Origin of the sequence: Pseudonocardia ammonioxydans (genome assembly GCF_900115005.1) — a bacterium.
Classification (GTDB): domain Bacteria; phylum Actinomycetota; class Actinomycetes; order Mycobacteriales; family Pseudonocardiaceae; genus Pseudonocardia; species Pseudonocardia ammonioxydans.
Map to the genome: position 1 here is coordinate 174,926 of NZ_FOUY01000007.1, position 16,606 is coordinate 191,531.

Annotated in this window: 13 protein-coding genes; 3 read left to right on the forward strand and 10 right to left on the reverse strand. The window is 76.5% G+C overall.

The features are described from left to right. Nucleotides 1-1,664 precede the first annotated feature (1,664 nt). Together BM093_RS09655 and BM093_RS09660 are read right to left on the reverse strand one after the other, a co-directional pair. Entirely contained in the window at nucleotides 1,665-2,468 is an 804-nt protein-coding gene (locus BM093_RS09655; protein ID WP_245773416.1) for a hypothetical protein, read from the reverse strand. A gap of 262 nt (nucleotides 2,469-2,730) precedes the next feature. Continuing rightward, nucleotides 2,731-3,600 (reverse strand): LytR/AlgR family response regulator transcription factor, encoded by an 870-nt coding sequence (locus BM093_RS09660; protein ID WP_218162726.1) that lies wholly within the window; start codon nucleotides 3,598-3,600, stop codon nucleotides 2,731-2,733. Nucleotides 3,601-4,301: 701 nt separating this feature from the next. Here BM093_RS09660 and mftD point away from each other — a divergent pair. Further along, on the forward strand, nucleotides 4,302-5,519 hold the full coding sequence (gene mftD, locus BM093_RS09670; protein ID WP_093340499.1) for a pre-mycofactocin synthase MftD: 1,218 nt from the start codon (nucleotides 4,302-4,304) through the stop codon (nucleotides 5,517-5,519). Nucleotides 5,520-5,549: 30 nt separating this feature from the next. Here the strand turns inward: mftD and BM093_RS09675 are convergent, their stop codons facing one another. The 6 genes from BM093_RS09675 to BM093_RS09700 all read right to left on the reverse strand — a co-directional run bounded on the left by BM093_RS09675 (nucleotide 5,550) and on the right by BM093_RS09700 (nucleotide 11,224). Then, nucleotides 5,550-5,864, reverse strand: coding sequence for a MoaD/ThiS family protein (locus BM093_RS09675; protein ID WP_093340502.1), 315 nt, complete (start codon nucleotides 5,862-5,864; stop codon nucleotides 5,550-5,552). Continuing rightward, nucleotides 5,861-6,973, reverse strand: coding sequence for a WD40/YVTN/BNR-like repeat-containing protein (locus BM093_RS09680; protein ID WP_093340504.1), 1,113 nt, complete (start codon nucleotides 6,971-6,973; stop codon nucleotides 5,861-5,863). The genes BM093_RS09675 and BM093_RS09680 overlap by 4 nt, the downstream gene beginning before the upstream one ends. Nucleotides 6,974-7,082: 109 nt before the next feature. Continuing rightward, nucleotides 7,083-7,976, reverse strand: a complete 894-nt coding sequence (locus BM093_RS09685) for an oxidoreductase (RefSeq protein WP_093340506.1) — start codon at nucleotides 7,974-7,976, stop codon at nucleotides 7,083-7,085. A 44-nt stretch (nucleotides 7,977-8,020) separates the two neighbouring features. After that, entirely contained in the window at nucleotides 8,021-9,544 is a 1,524-nt protein-coding gene (locus BM093_RS09690) for a PepSY-associated TM helix domain-containing protein (protein ID WP_245773417.1), read from the reverse strand. After that, nucleotides 9,541-10,470, reverse strand: a complete 930-nt coding sequence (locus BM093_RS09695; protein WP_177238361.1) for a DUF5134 domain-containing protein — start codon at nucleotides 10,468-10,470, stop codon at nucleotides 9,541-9,543. The genes BM093_RS09690 and BM093_RS09695 overlap by 4 nt, the downstream gene beginning before the upstream one ends. Before the next feature lie 166 nt (nucleotides 10,471-10,636). Further along, nucleotides 10,637-11,224, reverse strand: a complete 588-nt coding sequence (locus tag BM093_RS09700; protein WP_245773418.1) for a sigma-70 family RNA polymerase sigma factor — start codon at nucleotides 11,222-11,224, stop codon at nucleotides 10,637-10,639. A 249-nt stretch (nucleotides 11,225-11,473) separates the two neighbouring features. Between BM093_RS09700 and BM093_RS09705 the strand changes: the two genes are divergently transcribed. Further along, a complete protein-coding gene (locus BM093_RS09705) occupies nucleotides 11,474-12,154 on the forward strand; it encodes a Dph6-related ATP pyrophosphatase (protein ID WP_218162720.1) in 681 nt (226 codons plus the stop codon). Here BM093_RS09705 and BM093_RS09710 read toward each other — a convergent pair. After that, on the reverse strand, nucleotides 12,106-13,290 hold the full coding sequence (locus BM093_RS09710; RefSeq protein ID WP_177238362.1) for a DegT/DnrJ/EryC1/StrS family aminotransferase: 1,185 nt from the start codon (nucleotides 13,288-13,290) through the stop codon (nucleotides 12,106-12,108). The genes BM093_RS09705 and BM093_RS09710 overlap by 49 nt on opposite strands. A gap of 295 nt (nucleotides 13,291-13,585) precedes the next feature. Here BM093_RS09710 and BM093_RS09715 point away from each other — a divergent pair, with 295 nt between their 5' ends. After that, nucleotides 13,586-15,235, forward strand: coding sequence for an FAD-dependent oxidoreductase (locus BM093_RS09715; protein ID WP_093340515.1), 1,650 nt, complete (start codon nucleotides 13,586-13,588; stop codon nucleotides 15,233-15,235). 63 nt (nucleotides 15,236-15,298) lie between these two features. Here BM093_RS09715 and BM093_RS09720 read toward each other — a convergent pair whose 3' ends face one another. Continuing rightward, a complete protein-coding gene (locus BM093_RS09720) occupies nucleotides 15,299-16,489 on the reverse strand; it encodes an aminotransferase (protein WP_245773419.1) in 1,191 nt (396 codons plus the stop codon). Nucleotides 16,490-16,606 lie beyond the last annotated feature (117 nt).

Genomic DNA, 16,606 nt, shown 5'->3' on the forward strand with positions numbered 1-16,606 from the left:
GCAGCACCGGCTGCCGCGCCCCGGCCGGTGCGGTCCGGCCGCTCGCGGGTGCCGCGGGGCCCGTCCGGGGGCGTGCCCGGTCCGCGGGAGGGGGCCGGTGGTACGCCGGGGCCGCGGGAACCGTCGGCTGGTGCGGCGGGCCCGCGGGAGCCCTCCGGCGGCATGCCGGGGCCGCGGGAGCCGTCGGGTGGCACGGCCGGGCCGCGGGAGCCATCGGGTCGTGCAGCCGGGCCGCGGGCGCCCTCCGGTGCTGCGGACGGACCGCGGGAGCCCTCCGGTGGCGCGGCCGGGCCGCGGGGGCCCTCCGGCGGTGCGCCGGCCCCGCGGGGCCGGTCACCCGGTGCGGCGGGCCGGTGGTCCGGACGGGCGGCCGGGCCCGAGGTTCCGGGGGGCGGCCCACCGGCGGGCCCGGGCGGGCCGGGTACGGCACCCGGGCGTCCGGGAGCTGCGCCCGGCGTTCCGGGGGCCGGGTCCGCGCCTCCGGGGGGTCCCCCGGGCCGGTGCGGGACGACCGGGAGCTCACCGCTCAGCCGCGCCGCGCGGTCGCGTTCCTCCGGCGGAGCGTCCGGCTCGGTGGCGCGGTGGCGCCGGTGCTCGGCGGCCGTGTCCGGCCGACCGGCCCGCATCGTCTCGCCGATCCCGCGGCGGGACGCGCCGATCGACCGGATGTCGGTGGGCCGGCTGTCGCTGTGCCCGCCGCTCGTACGGGAGGTGCGTCCGGACCAGGCGGCGGCGCGCTCGGCCTCGGCCGCGGCCTCGCGGTCGCGGCGGCGCAGCCAGGGGCCGCCACGGTCCTCGCCGGGCTGCTCGCGGTCGTCGGGGTGTGCGGGTCCGCGACGGGCCCCGTGCCGGCCGGGCGGGCCGGGCTGCTGGGCTCCCGATCGCGGTGTCTCCGGGTGCTGGGCTCCCGACTGCTGGGCTCCCGGCTGGGGGGCCTCCGACTGCGGCGTCCCCGGCTGCTGGGACCCCGACCGGGGTGTCCCCGACCGGGGCGGGCCCGACGGCGCCGGGCCGGACCGGGGCGCCCCGGGGTCTGGCGGGCCCGCCGGCGGGGCGGACGGTGGCGGCGCGGCCGGTCGCCGGGCGTCCTGCGGCGTTCCCGGAGCCGGCGCCCCGGGCGGCCGGGAGGCGGGCGGCGGGGGACCGGGGCGCTGCTCGGGGCCCGATGCTGCCGAGGGCCTGCCGGGACCACCGGCCGCGGGCCGGCCGGGGCCGGCGCCCGCCGGGCGGTCGCCCCGCGGATCCTGACCGGCGGGCGGGCGTCCCCCGCCGGGCGGCGGCGTGTTCGGTGCAGCGCCACCCGGTGCTGCGGGCGGCGGGCCGGACGGGGGCCCCGGGGCACCGCCGTCCTGCTCGCCGCGGCAGTCCGCGCGCAGGTGCGGGCGGTCGTCGCGGCGGGGGCGGCGCCCGTCCCGCGGGCGCTCGGGGCGCTGGGGTTCGTCGTCCGGGTGGGTGCCCTCACGGGGTCGGTCGTCCATCCCGGGCACCCCCTTCACAGGTCGACTGGCCGATACCGGGTCCACCGTGCCGGGCTCGGCGACCGCGGCACGGGCATCCGGCGACGGCTCCGGCGCGCGGGCCTCCCGAGAGTACTTGCCGTGATCACGATCTCGGTGGCCGCCCACCCACCCGGGTGGGGGCTTCGGACAGGCCGGACATAGCCGTCACTGATACGAGACGAAGACGGGGGATTCCGGGCGGACGTCGTAGGTCCGGCGAGGGGTGAACATCGGCGAGTCCTCGTCGAGGAAGTTCTTCCAGCCCCACCACAGGCCCTGCGGGCGCGGCGCGGAGTGGAGGGCGTTCCAGGTCTCGAACTTCTCCTGCGGGGTGCCGAAACCGTCGGCGTGCAACACGGTCGCGAGCTCCGGGTGCGTGGTGACGAGGTGCTGCCGATCGGTGATCATCGCGACGCGGAACTGGTGCAGCAGGAACACCTTCTGCGGCAGCCCCCGCTCCCGCACCAGCCCGGCCAGCCAGTCTGCCGTCGCGTTCACCTCGGCCGCGTCCACCGAACCCACCTGGACGCCGTGCCGCTGCCCGTCCGCCAGCCGCCACTCCGGATCCAGCGCCAGACCGACGTGCGGGAGGGTCAGCAGCTCGGCGTAGCGCTTCGCCTGGTCGGGGAAGCTCGCCCGCCCCGGCTGCAGGTCCAGCACGACGTACACGCCGGCCCGGCCCGCCTCCTCGACCCACGGGCGCAGCTCCTCGACGCTCATCTCGGCGGAGTAGTCACCGTCCGGGCCGGGCGCGCTGTCGGCGACGGTCGTGATGATCTCGAATCCCGGTACCACCGGCTCGGGCACGAGCGGCTGGAAGTCGGCCGCGAGGTCGTGGGCCCGGGCGATCGACCGGGGCAGGTCCTGCTCGCCGAGCACCCCCATCGCCGGGGTGCCGGGGTGGCCGTACAGCGCAGCGATCCGGCGTCCGGGGAACACCTCGGTGCCACCGCCCGGGAGTTCGGGCACGGCCGGCACAGCGGGATCGGCGGCCGGGGCCGGGGCCGGATCCGGCGGGGGAGCCGCGTCGGCGGCCGGGCCGGCCGAGCATCCGGCGAGGAGCGCACAGGCGGCGACGAGCGCGGCGAGCAGCGCGCCGGGTCGTACGCGGCGGAGGAGTCGGTGACGGGGCGTGGACGACTGGGGTACACCGTGGAGAGACACCGGTCACCAGGTTAGGTGATCGGGGCCGCCCGGGCTGTGCAGAACGTGTCGACGGCGTGCCGCAGGGTCACCGCGGCAGGATCGGCCCGTCCGGACCGTCCTCCGGGCCGCGCTGTGGACGCGGCGGGCGCCCGCGCAGGATCCGCTTCAGGCCCGCGGTGTGCCGGCGGCTGACCGGCAGCTCGACGGCGTTCGGGCCGTTGCCGAGCCGCACGACGTAGCCGGAGCCCGCCATCCGCAGCTCGGTGATCAACGGGAGCGCCACCAGGTACGCACGGTGGATCCGGACGAACCCGGCATCGCCCCAGCGGTCCTCGAGCACCGAGACCGGGATCCGCACGAGGTGGCTGCCGTCGGTGGTGTGCAGCCGGGCGTAGTCGCCCTGCGCCTCGACGAACCGGATCGACGAGCGCGGGATCAGCTTGGTCGTGCCGGCCAGTTCGACCGGGACGACCTCGTCGTCGGCGACGGCGGCCGGCGCGCTGCGGCGCCCGGCGGGAGCGGGTGGGGTCGCCGGTGCCCCGGCGGGCGGGTGGCCGGGCTCGGCCGGGCGCGCGGCGCGCAGCGCGACGGTGCGGTCCAGCGATCCGGCCAGGCGCTCGCTGCGCAGCGGCTTGAGGAGGTAGTCGACGGCGCCGACCTCGTAGGCGTCGACGGCGCGGTCGTCGTGCGCGGTCACGAACACGACCGGCGGCGGGGCGGCCATCGCGTTGAGCACCCGGGCGAGTTCCAGTCCGTCGAGCCCGGGCATCCGGATGTCGAGGAACACCACGTCGACGGCCGGGGTGGACGCGTCGGCCTGTGAGCCGTGCAGGATGCGCAGCGCCTCGGTGGCGTCCGGTGCGGTGAGCACGGTGTCGACCCGCGGGTCCTCACCGAGCAGGTGGGCGAGCTCGAGCAGTGCCGGTTCCTCGTCGTCGACCGCGAGCACGGTCAGTGATGACCCGGCCGGGGCCGGTGAGGGCTGCGGGGGCTCGGGCGCGCGGGCCTGGCCCGGCAGGCCGATCGGCCGGTGGTTGCCCGCTCCGTAGCCGGGTTGCGCCCCGTATCCGGCCGGGCCGGTCGAGCCGGTGACGACCGGCGTCGCGCCGGAAGCGTGTCCACCGCGCGCGTGGCTGTACACGGCTCCTCCTTGCCGCGGGCACACCGCCCGCTGACCGGTGACTGCCGGCACACCGTATCGAGGCTGCGGAGCGTCACCGACGGCCGGGCCTCCGCGCAGGCTCGCACGATCCGGGGTGGGCCGTCGGGGTGGGCGCCGTGGCGCAGGGTGAGAGCGGCGTGCGGCTGCTCGGGGGATGCCGGGTCGGCGGCCCGCTCCGGGCGCCGGTCGGCGTCACGGTCGCGTGTCGTGACGCGGACGGGTGGCACGTCCGGACCGGCCGGGTGGAGGGGGCGCCCCCGCCCGATCGGGCGGGCGTGGCCCCCACCGCATTGTGGCACTCGGTGCCGAAACGCTAGCCTGCCGTGAAGTCCGCCACGTGGCAGCGTCACGTGGGAACGTCACGTGGCGACAGCACCGGCGACGACAGCACGTGGCAACAGCACGTGGCGACGGCACGGCACGACGCCACGTCGTGCCGGGATGGCACTCCCGACCCGCGAGTGAGCACCGCGACCGACTGCGAAGGGGCAGGAATGGCGAGCACGAAGGACTGGTTCGAGAGCGTCGCGGAGGCGCAGCGGCGGGCGCGCAGGCGGCTGCCGAAGTCGGTCTACTACGCGCTGGTGGGCGGCGCCGAACAGGGCATCACGCTGTCGGACAACGTGGCCGCGTTCGACGAGATCGGGTTCCGGCCGCACATCGCGGACCTGCCGCCGCAGCGCGACCAGTCCACGACGGTGCTGGGCCAGCAGATCGACCTGCCGGTGCTGATCTCCCCGACCGGGGTGCAGGCCGTCGACCCCGAGGGCGAGGTCGCCGTCGCGCGGGCCGCCGCCAGCTCCAACATCCAGAACCCGCTGAACCCCGAGCAGACGGTCTCGACCGGGATGGGGCTCTCGTCGTTCGCGTCCCGGTCGGTCGAGGACGTCTGCGCGGTGAACGACAAGGTCTTCTTCCAGGTGTACTGGGCCGGTTCCCGGGAGGACATCCTGGCCCGTGCCATGCGGGCGAAGGAGGCCGGTGCCAAGGGCCTGATCGTCACCCTGGACTGGACCTTCGCGACCCGCCGGGACTGGGGCAGCCCGCCCATCCCGGAGAAGATGGACCTCAAGGCGATGATGCAGTTCGCCCCCGAGGTCGTGACCAAGCCGCGCTACCTGCTGGACTGGGTGCGCTCGGGCGCGCTGCCCGACCTCACGGTCCCGAACATGACCCCGCCGGGCGGCGGGGACGCGCCGACGTTCTTCGGCGCCTACGGCATCTGGTGGACCAGCCCGCTGCCGACCTGGGACGACATCGCCTGGCTGCGCGAGCAGTGGGGCGGGCCGTTCATGGTCAAGGGGATCATGCACCCGGACGACGCCCGGCGCGCCGTCGACGCCGGTGCCACCGCGATCTCGGTGTCCAACCACGGCGGCAACAACCTCGACGGCACCCCGGCGGCGATCCGGGCGCTGCCGGCCGTCGTCGACGCCGTCGGCGAGCAGGTCGAGATCGTGATGGACGGGGGCGTGCGCCGTGGCGCCGACGTCGTGAAGGCGCTCGCCCTCGGCGCCCGCGCCTGCCTGATCGGCCGGGCCTACCTGTGGGGCATGGGCGCGCAGGGCGAGCGCGGGGTCACCAACGTGCTGTCGATCCTCTACAAGGGCATCGACGAGGCACTGCTCGGGCTGGGCAAGAACTCCATCCACGAGCTGACCCGCGACGACCTGATCATCCCGGAGGGTTTCAGCCGCACCGCGAAGCTGTAGGCACCGGCCGCCCGCCCCGCCGCCGGACGGTCAGCCGCCCGCCATCGCCCCCACCACGAGCAACGGCTCGTCACCCCGGGCGACGGCGGGCGGCAGCTCGGTCCCGGCCGCGGAGTGCGAGAGGTCCTCCTCACAGGCGAAGAAGCGCACGAACGCCCGGCGGGCCCCGGTGTCCCGGTCGCGGATCGCCCCGCACAGCACGGGATGGCGGTGCTCGAGGGCGTCGAGCACCGCGTCGAGCCGGACCGGCGGCCCGGCGACGTCGAGGCGGAGCTCGCCGTCGACCCGGGCCAGCCTGCGCAGCTGGGCGGGCAGCACGACCCGGACCGTGCACCGGGTGCTCACAGCGTCTGCACCTCCAGCGACAGCACGGCCGGCAGGTCGCGCACGATCGGTGCCCAGGTGTCCCCGGCGTCGGGGGAGGCGTAGACCTGCCCGCCGGTGGTGCCGACGTAGACCCCGCACTCGTCGAGCCGGTCGACCGCCATCGCGTCGCGCAGCACGTCGACGTAGCAGTGCTCCTGCGGCAGCCCGGTGCTCAGCGGTTCCCAGTCCTTCCCGCCGGAGCGGCTGCGGTAGACCCGCAACCGGCCCTCGGGCGGGTAGTGCTCGGCGTCGCTGGTGATCGGGACGACGTAGACGGTGTCCGGCTCGTGCGCGTGCACGTCCACGACGAAACCGAAGTCGCTGGGCAGCCCCTCGCCGATGTCGTACCAGTGTGAGCCGCCGTCGTCGGAACGCATGACGTCCCAGTGCTTCTGCATGTAGACGGTGTCCGGCCGGGCCGGGTGCCGGGCGAGCTTGTGCACGCAGTGGCCCACCTCGGCGTCCGGGTCGGCGATGCCCTCGCTGAGCAGCCCGCTGTTGGACGCCTGCCAGGTCGCGCCGCCGTCGCCGGTGCGGAACACCCCGGCCGCGGAGATCGCGACGAGCATCGCGTCGGTGTCGCGCGGGTCGGGGCAGATCGTGTGCAGGCACATCCCGCCCGCGCCCGGCTGCCAGTGCGGGCCGGAGCCGTGCTCGCGCAGCCCGCGGACCTCCGACCAGCTCGTGCCGCCGTCGGTGGAGCGGAACAGCGCGGCGTCCTCGACCCCGGCGAGCACGTCGTCCGGGTCGGTCGCGGACGGCCGCAGGTGCCAGACCCGGGTGAACTCCCAGGGGTGTGGCGTGCCGTCGTACCACTGGTGGGTGCCGGGGACCCCGGCGTAGCCGAAGTCGTTGCCGACCGCCTCCCAGCTGCGCCCGCCGTCGTCGGAGCGCTGGACCTGCTGGCCGAACCAGCCCAGCGACAGCGCCGCCCAGATCCGGTCGGGATCGGCCGGCGAGCCCGTCACGTGGTACGCCCCCCAGCCGCCGAACAGCGGCCCGGTCACCTCCCAGTCCCGGCGTGTGCCGTCCGCGGTCAGCACGAACACACCCTTGCGCGTCCCGACGAGTACCCGTACCCCGCTCATGCGGACCTCCCTCACGTCGCCTCGTGCAGGGGTGGACCGGTGCCGGCGCGGGATCTCATCGCCCGCGGGGCAACGCGTCCGGGAATCTGCGGTCCCGCAGGGCGCGGGGTTACAGCGGGACCGTGACCCCGGTGAGCTCCTCGGCGCGCTCCCACAGGCCCCGCTGGACGCGCCGGTCGTGCGAGGCGGCCGTCGAGCCGACCGGTCGCGGGGCCCCGCGCATCTCGCCGATGCCGCCCGGTCCGACGTAGGTGCCGCCCGGCAGGTCCGCGACGGTGGCCGCGTAGAGGGTCGGCAGGGCACCGGCCGTGCCGGACTGGGCGATCGTCCGGTTGAGCACGCCCATCAGCGCGTCCTGGAACGACTCGGTGCGCGACTGCAGGTTCGTCGCCGCGTAGCCGGGGTGCGCGGCCATCGACCGCAGCCGCGACCCGGCCGCGACGAACCGGTGCTGCAGGTCGTAGGCGAACATCAGGCAGGCCAGCTTGGACTGCCCGTAGGCGGTCCAGCGCTCGTAGCGGCGACGGTCGGTGTTCAGGTCGTCGAGGTCGATGCGGCCGATCCGGTGCGCCACGCTGGAGAGCGTGACGACCCGGTCGGTGATCCGGTCGAGCAGCAGCCCGGTCAGCGCGAAGTGGCCGAGGAAGTTCACGCCGAGCTGGGTCTCGAAGCCGTCGGCGGTGCGGCCCTGCGGGACCGCCATCAGGCCGGCGTTGTTGACCAGGACGTCGACCGGCCCCTCGACCCCGGCGGCGAACGCGCGCACCGAGGTGAGGTCGGCCAGGTCCAGGTGGGCCACGCTCGCCGCGCCGCCCAGCTCGGCGGCGACGGCGTCGCCCCGGGCGGTGTCGCGCACCGCCAGCACGACGCGGGCACCGGCCTCCACCAGCATGCGGGCGGTCTCGTACCCGAGGCCGCTGGTCGCCCCCGTGACGATCACGGTGCGACCGTGCTGGGGCGGGATGTCGGCGGTCGTCCAGGGCGCGGGTGCGGACGAGAACACGGGAGCGGCTCCTTCGCGGGGGACGGGGGTGTCGTCCCCCGGGTCTACCCGGTCCCGGCGTCCTCCGCCCGACGCGCCCTCGGTGCGGGGGGCCGGGACCGGGCACCGGACAGCGCCGCGTCCAGCAGCAGGAAGGCCAGCAGCGAGACCCCGAGCACCGGCAGCACCAGTCCGGCGAGCACAGCGGTCAGTGCGACCACCCCCACCGCCGCGGGTGCCGGCCGTTGCCGGGACCCGGGCGGGCCGGCGACGGCGCGGTGCCCCCCGGGCAGCGGCGGGCGCCGCAGCCACCACATCCGGTAGCCCCACACCACGAGCACGATCACCGCGGACGCGAGCGCGGCCAGCGCGACCAGGTTGACGGTGCCGAACAGCAGGCCCATGTGGGCGTCGATGCCCCACCGGGCCAGCTTCGCCGCGACCGGCCAGTCGTCGAAGGCGAGCCGGTCGGTGATCACACCCGTCGCCGGGTCGACCGCGACCGAGTCCTGCTGCGAGGGCCAGCTGCGCACGGTCTGCGCGACCGTCCAGGCCTCACCGGGGTCACCCGGGGTGATCTCCACCGGGCCGTCGAGCCCGTCGGCGCGGGCCGCGGCGAGCACCCGCTCCGCGGTGCCGGCGGCTGTGTCACCGGTCGCCGGTCCGGCGGTGCCATCGGTCGCCGGGCCGGCGGTGTCACCGGTCGCCGGGCCGGCGGTGTCACCGGTCGCCGGGCCGGCGGTGTCACCGGTCGCCGGGTCGGCGGGGCCGCCGGTGGCCGGCGCCGCGTCACCCCCGGCGGCCGGCAGCGCGGTGGCCACCGACGGCGTCGTCCAGTCCAGTGCCGAGCGCAACGCGCCCACGTTCGCCCCCGCGAACTGCGACCAGGTCAGCCCGGTCGTGGCCAGGAACAGCAGCCCGACCGAGGCCCAGACGCCGACGGCCCCGTGCCAGGACCGCAGCCGGGCCCGGGACGAACCGTCCGTGCGGGGCAGGAGGCGTTCGCGGCGCGCCCGGACCCGCCGGGTGAGCTGGACGACCAGACCGGACACCGCCAGCACCGCCAGCCAGGACGCCGCCAGCTCCGAGTAGACCTGGCCCGGCGGGCCGAGCAGCAGCGACCGGTGCAGGTTGTCGATCACCCCGCGCACCGGGAGCCACTCGGCGTAGGTGTCCAGGATGGTCCGCGGCTCGGCGGTGTAGGGGTCGACGAACACGGTCCGGTGGTAGCTCTCCGGGAGCCCGGCGTCGAACGACACCCGGGTGGTGCCCCCGGGTTCCGCGGACGGCCGGACCTCGGCGACCGGCAGCCCCGGCTGGGTCGCGACCGCCGCCCCGACCTGCTCGGACAGCGGTGCCGCCGGTCCGGTCACCGGGACCTGCAGGGCGTCGGCGTGCACCCAGCGCTCGAGTGTCGGGGCGAGCGTGTACAGCAGGCCGGTGACGGCCGCGACGAGCAGGAACGGCCCCACGAACAGCCCGGCGTAGAAGTGGATGCGGGTGATCAGCGGCTTCAGCCCGCGGAAGGTCCCGGCGCCCCGCGGCGGCGGGACCGGTGTGCCGGGGCGGGTGGTCAGGCCGGTGCTCACCAGCCCGCCACCATCGCGGCGAGCATCAGCACCATGCCGAGGCTCATGATCGCGTGACAGCCGGCGTCCTCGCGGGCCCCGAGCCGCGGGGTGGCGGGGGCCACCGGCCGGTCCGCGGGCGCCACCGGGGCATCCGCCCGGTCGGCCTGACCGCCGGCCGGGGTGGCCCGGCCCTCCGCCGGGACGGGCTCCTCCGCGAGGGCGGTCGCCGCGGCACCGGAGGCCCGGGCGGCTCCGGTGTGCGCGATCCGGGTGGACGCGTCGTCGGCGTCCTGCGTCCCGGGGGCGAGCCCGCCGGAACCGCTGGGCTCCCCGGAACCGGTGGCCGCGGCGGCTCCGGTGCCCGGGTCGTCGGGGGCGAACGGGTCCCCCGCGCGTCCGCCGCCGCTCACCGCCCGCACCGCCCAGAACCCGGCCGCGACCAGCAGCACCCCGCACAGCACGACGGTCACCGCGACCGCCCAGCCCGCCTGACCGGCGTGCATCGCGTGGTCGGCCCCGCCCGAACCGCCGTGCCCCTCGTGCCCGCCGTGGGCCCCGTGCCCGCCGTCGGAGGCGGACACCGCCATCGGCATGATCAGAGGCATCGCGGCCAGCATCCAGACCATCGCCGCGGCCATCAGCGCGTGCGCGGCACCGGCGAGACGCCCGGGGTAGCCGCAGTGGATCCCGCGCACCGCGGTGACGACGAAGAACCCGCCGAACACCGCGAACAGCGCGATCTGCACCGTCAGCCCGGTGGTGCCGAACCAGGTCCACGTCATGACGACCATGGCCACGCTCATCACCAGGTGTGCCAGCTCCGCGGTGCGGTGCGCCGCCGGTCGCCCGGCGGACACCGCCGTCGACCAGCGGACCAGCGCGTAACAGCCGGTGAGGGTGAACAGGGCGGTGAGTGTCCAGGCGAGCGGCGCGGACGAGATCACGGGGGTCTCCTCGGTCGTTCGGGGCGCGAGGGAGTCGTTCGGGAAGCGAGGGGCGGACGGGTGACTGTCGGGTTGGTCGTCCGGGAGGCCCGCCCGGTTCCCGGGTGGGACGGCGGTCACGTCGATCGCCTCCCGGCGCGCCGTCCGGGCCGCGGTGGGGGCGGGATCAGTACTGCGCGGAGCGGACGGCCCGCCCCGCGGCGGGCCCGCTGTCGGCGCCGAGCGCGCGGATCAGGTCCTCGCGGGCCCGCGCGACCCGCGAGCGGATCGTGCCGATCGGGCACCCGCAGACGTCGGCGGCCTCGGCGTAGCCCAGGTCCAGCACCTGGGTCAGCACGAACGCCTCACGACGGTCCGGGGCGAGGTCGTCGATCAGCGCACGCAGCAGTACCGCCTCCTGCGCGCGGCTGCGCGGCGCCGCGCGCTCCAGCACCTCCTGGGTGTCCTCGCCCAGGTCCCGGATCCGCGGCCGGCGCACCGCGGTGCGGACCGCGTCGGCGGCCACCCGCCGCGCGATCGACAGCAGCCAGGTGCGCGCGCTCGAGCGCGCCGCGAACGCCGGCAGGGTGCGCAGTGCCCGCAGGTAGGTCTCCTGGGCGAGGTCCTCGGCCTCGGCCGGGCCGTTGAGGTGCACCAGGAAGCGGTGCACGTCGGCCTGTGTCGCGCGCACGAACGACGCCAGCGCGGCCTGGTCACCGGCCCCGGCGGCCAGCGCCCATGCCGTCACCGCGGCATCGTCGTGACGTTCGGACACGGCACCCACGGTAGCCGCCCCGCGCGGTGCCGCGGACCGCGCCCACCTGCCGTTCCGCGGGCCGGGACCGGGGTGTGCGCGGGGCATCGACTGTCCGGACAGCGGTGGTTCCGCCGTCCCACTCACCGGAGGTTGCGCCGTTCCACCCACGGCGGAGCCGGCCCCGGGGCGCCCTGACGGCGGAACCTGCCCGGGGAGTCCGGGCCGGGCGTCGTGGTGACGGGCCGGCCGCGGGCTACCGTCCGGGCCGTGGACGACGTCTGGGTGAGCTGGTCCGGGGGCAAGGACGCGGCGGCGGCGCTGGTCGCCGCGCGGGCGGCGGGGCTGCGGGTGACCGGGCTGCTCAGCACGCAGACCGCGACCGGCGCCGGGACGCCCGGGATCCCGGTGCACGGCGTGCCGCACGCGCTGGTCGCGGCGCAGGCCGACGCGCTCGGACTGCCGTTGCACACCGTGACGCTGCCGGTCCCGTGTTCGAACGAGGAGTACCTCGCGCACGTGCGGGCGGGCCTCGCCGGCGCCGACGGGGTGAGCCGGCTGGTCGGCGGCGACATCGCGCTCGCCGACGTGCGGGCGTTCCGCGAGGCGGTGCTGGAGGGCACCGGGATCGCCGGGTACTTCCCGCTGTGGGGACGCGACACCGCGGAGCTGGCCGCGGAGACGATCGACGCCGGGCTGCGCGCCGTCGTCGTCGCCGTGGACCCGGCCCGGGTCCCGGCCGGCCTGGTGGGCAGGCCGTTCGACGCCGCGTTCCTGGCCGAGCTCCCCGCCGCGGTCGACCCGTGCGGGGAGAACGGGGAGTTCCACACCTTCGTCACCGGTGGCCCGGGCTTCGCCCGCGAGGTGCCGCTGACGATCACCGGCACCGTCGAGCGGGACGGTCACGTGCAGGCGGTGCCGGCACCACGCAGTCCGGACACCCCGGGCTGACTCACCCCGGGCTGAACCGCCCCGGGCCGAGCCACACCGGGCTGAGCCGCCCCGGGCTGGGCCGCCCCGGGGCGCGCTGCCGTGCGCCGGGCCAGCAGCCGGAACGCCGGGGTCAGCAGCTCCGGGGCCAGGTCGATCGCGCAGGTCCGGGCCAGGATCTCCAGGGTCCGCGGGCAGGCGTCCGGACCGTGGTCGACCTCGCGGTCCACCGCCGCGTACGGGTCCCGGGCCGGGTGCAGCGGGTTGCGGGCCTGCAGCGAACGCCAGTTGGTGTAGACGTGGCGCCCGGAGTCGGCCAGCCGGTGCACGCCCCGCCCCGCGGCGAAGCAGACCGCGGCCTGCGCGGAGCCGAACCCGACCGCCAGCCCGGCGGCCCGCGCCGGGTCCTGGTGCGGCACCGGGGCCAGGTCCCGCCCGACCCGCGCGGCCAGTGCCTCCAGCATGATCCCGCGGTGCCGGTGGCGGCGGGCGATCTGGGCGTCGAGGCGGGCCAGCTGCGGGCGCAGCACGGCCGCGGAGAGCTCCGGCATCCGCAGGTTCACCCCGACGATCAGGTCGGTGTCGGCGCCGCGGAAACCGGGCCGCTCGTAGCTGCCGACGTCGTGGTACATCGCCGCCCGGTCGAACAGCGCGGTGTCGCCGGTGACCAGGGCGCCGCCCTCACCGGCGCGGATGTTCTTGTGCTGGTTGAAGCTGAAGCAGCCGGCGTGCCCGATCGAGCCCACCTGCCGGCCACGGTAGGTCGCCCCGATCGCCTGACAGGCGTCCTCGATCACCACGAGGTCGTGCGCGGCGGCCACCTCCATGATCCGGTCCATGTCGGCGACGTGGTTGCCCATGTGGACCGGCAGCACCGCCCGGCTGCGCGGGGTGATCCGCTCGGCGAGGTCGGCCGGGTCCATCGTCAGCGACCCGTCGATCTCGACCAGCACCGGAACGGCGCCGACGGCGAGCGCCGCGGCCGCGGTCGACACCCACGTGTAGGCGGGGACCAGGACCTCGTCGCCCGGGCCGACGCCGGCCCCGACGAGCGCGGCGACCAGCGCGCTGGTGCCGCTGTTCACAGCCAGCGCGTGCCGGGCGCCGACGTAGCCGGCGAGCTCGGTCTCGAAGCGGGCCGACCTCCGAGCGGTCACCCCCGGTGAACCGGCCCAGCTCCCCGCGTCCGAGCACCCGGACGGTCGCGGCCATACCCCGCGCGGTCGTCGCCATCGCGGCGAGCCCCATACTTGTCCTCCCCGCCCGGCGCACCGGGGTTCCCGGGACGGGCGACCACAACGAACGACACCGACAGCGGTTCGTGTAGACCGGGCGAACCGGACACGGAACCGGACACAACGGTACCGATCGTCATACCGGTACGTTCCACCCCCGAGGGACACCGATGACGACACCGCGTCACCGCGTCACATTTCGGAAGGATCCGCGCCGATGCTCATCGACACCCGGCGAGCGCTTCCCGGTTCCTGGTTCGAGGCCGAGGTCTGCGTGATCGGGAGTGGCCCGGCCGGCGCGGCCGTGGCCGCGGAACTGGCCGACCGCGGCCTGCGCGTCGTCGTCCTGGAGGGCGGGGGCCCCGGCCTCGGCCGCACCGCGCGCGACACCTACCGGGGGGTCACCGGGCGCGGCGCGCACGATCCGGTCGACGCCGTCCGGCAGAAGCGCCTCGGCGGGACCTCGCTCGTGTGGGGCGGGCGGTGCGCCCCGCTCGACGACGTCGACTTCGCCGACCGCGACTGGATGCCCGGCACCGCCTGGCCCATCGCCCACGACGAGCTGCGCCGCTGGTACGCGGTCGCGCAGCGGCACCTCGACGCCGGGGCCTGCGAGTACTCCGCCGCCGCCTCGGGCTTCCCGGCGACCCCGGCCGGGGTGTCCTCCGAGGCGCTGCGCTGGGACGACCTGTGGCGCTGGAGCCCGCCGACGTCGTTCGCCCCGCGGGTGGAGGCGATGGCCGAGGCCGGGCGCATCCGGCTGTTCCTGCACGCGACCGTGGCCCGGCTGGAACGCGACCCGGTGTCCGGGGCGGTGACCGAGGCCGTCGTCGTCCCGCGGCCGGGCCTGGACGTGCGGGTCCGGGCGAAGCACTTCGTGATCGCCGCGGGTGGCCTGGAGTCGACCCGGCTGCTGCTGGCCTCCGACGGGTACGGCGGCACCGGGATGGGCGCGGGCATCGGCGACGAGTACGGCCAGGTCGGCCGACACTACATGACCCACCCGGTCGGCGAGGTCGGCCGGCTGCGGCTCACCCGGGCCGGGCGCGAGCTGGGGCTGGGCTACCTGCCGACCGACGACGGCGTGTACGCCCGCCGGATGCTGACGCTGTCCGGGCGGGCCCAGGCCGACCAGCGGCTCGGCAACCTCAAGGCCGCCCTGTGGTTCGCCGACCCGAAGGACCCCGACCACGGCGACGCGCTGCTGTCGACGTTCGCGCTGACCTACTGGGGGATGGGCCGGCTCCGCGCCGGGTTCAAGACGGCCGGCACCCACGCGGAGTACACCCGGACCACCGGCATCGGGCAGCACGTCCGCAACGTCGTGTCTGACCCGCGCCGCGTCGCCCGGTTCGCCCGCGGCTGGGCCCGGCCGCGGATCACCGGGGAGCGGCGGGTGCCGTCGTTCATGCCGCTGGACTCCGAGCACTGCCGGCTGCGCTTCGACGCCGAGCAGACCCCGGACCCGGCCAACCGGGTCACCCTGGACCGCGACCGGGACGCGCTCGGCCAGCACCGGCTGCGCGTCGACTACAAGGTCTCGGCGGGCGACCGGGAGTCGATCGCGACCTCGCTGACGCTGATCGGCAAGGAGATGGAGCGGGCCGGGCTGGCGCACGTCGACCTGTCCGACGTCGAGCGGGTGCACGACATGGACATGACCGACGGCACCCACCAGATGGGGCTGCTGCGGATGTCCGAGTCGCCGCGGACCGGTGTCGTCGGACCCGACTGCCGGGTGCACGGGACGCCGAACGTGCACGTCGCCTCGAGCGCGGTCTTCCCGTCGGCGGGGTCGGTCGGGCCGACCCTGGCCCTGGTCGCGCTCGCCTGCCGGACGGCGGACCTGATCGCCCGGGAGGGCTGACGCGGGCACGCGCACCGCACGCGGCCCGGAGGCCGGTGGCGGGACCGGCCGGCTCGCGGCGGCTCAGCTCCCGGCGGTGACGCGCCGGCCGGCCGCGGCGAGCCGCCCGGCGAGGGTCGCGGCCGCCGGCTCGTCGACCCGGCCCACGCTCACCCGCAGCATCCGCCGGTCGTCGGGCAGGAACGCCGTCCCCGGGATGACCAGGGTGTCGTGCTCGAGGACCAGGTCGCGGACGACGTCGAGCGTCGGGCGCCCCTCGAACGGGTGCCGCACCCAGGCGAAGAACGCCCCCAGCGAGACGACCTCGAACCCGCCCGGCCGCTCGGCGAGCGCCGCGCCGAGCCACTGCCGCCGCCGGGCGATCTCGGTGACCCGGGCGTCCCGCCATTCGCGGGCCCGGGTCAGCCCGGTCAGCGCTGCCTCCTGCCCGAGCCGGGGCGCGCAGATCGCGACGCAGTCCAGCAGCTTGAGCACCTGGCGGATCAGCTCCGGCGCGGCGACCACCGAGCCGACCCGGTGACCGGGCAGCGCCAGGTCCTTCGAGTACGAGTGCAGGCTGACCAGCGTGGACCGCCAGGCGGGGTCGGCGAACAGCGGGTGCGGCGGCTCGGTGCCGGCGTCGCGGAACGACCGGTAGGTCTCGTCGACGATCAGCGCGATGTCGTGGCGCCGGGCGAGCTCGGCGAACGCGACGATCTCGGTGGGCGGGACGACGACACCGCTCGGGTTGCCCGGGGTGACCAGCACGATCGCCCGGGTCCGCGGCGTGATCAGGGCCTCGGCGTCGGCCGCGCGGGGGACCAGGTCCGCGTCGGGCTCGAGATAGACGGGTGCGACCCCGCGCATCCGCAGCCACATGTCGTGGTTGAAGTAGTACGGCAGCGGCAGCACGACCTCATCGCCCGGCCCGGCGAGGGCGTCGGCGACGACGGCGAAGGCCTGGTTGCAGCCCGCGGTGACCGCGACGTCGTCCGGGGCGATCCCGCCGGCGTAGTCGCGGCACAGCTCCTCGGCGATCGCCCGGCGCAGCGGCGCGATCCCGGGCACCGGGGCGTACCCGGAGGCGGCCGGGTCCCGGGCGACCTCGACGAGCCGCTCGACGACCTCCGGGGCCGGCGGGTACGGCGGCGCCGCCTGGGAGAGGTCGAGCAACGGATGGTCGGCGTCGCGGGCGGGATCGCGCTGCGCGGCCAGTGCCAGCGCCGCGCCGATCGGGGAGTCGATCCCCGCGGCCGTCGTGGGGTCGAGTCGCACCGTCGCCCTCCGCCCTTCGTGCTCTGTCGCGTTGCGCTGTGTTGCGCGCAGTGTAGACAGTCCGCCCGGGCGGACGGCCCGTCCGGCCCGGGCGTGCGGCCGCCGCCCCCGGCGGGG

Bases quoted from the DNA above. Each gene is read 5' to 3' on its own strand.
- BM093_RS09715 (WP_093340515.1), top strand. From the start codon at position 13,586: ATGCTCATCGACACCCGGCGAGCGCTTCCCGGTTCCTGGTTCGAGGCC.
- BM093_RS09680 (WP_093340504.1), bottom strand. From the start codon at position 6,973: ATGAGCGGGGTACGGGTACTCGTCGGGACGCGCAAGGGTGTGTTCGTG.
- mftD (WP_093340499.1), top strand. From the start codon at position 4,302: ATGGCGAGCACGAAGGACTGGTTCGAGAGCGTCGCGGAGGCGCAGCGG.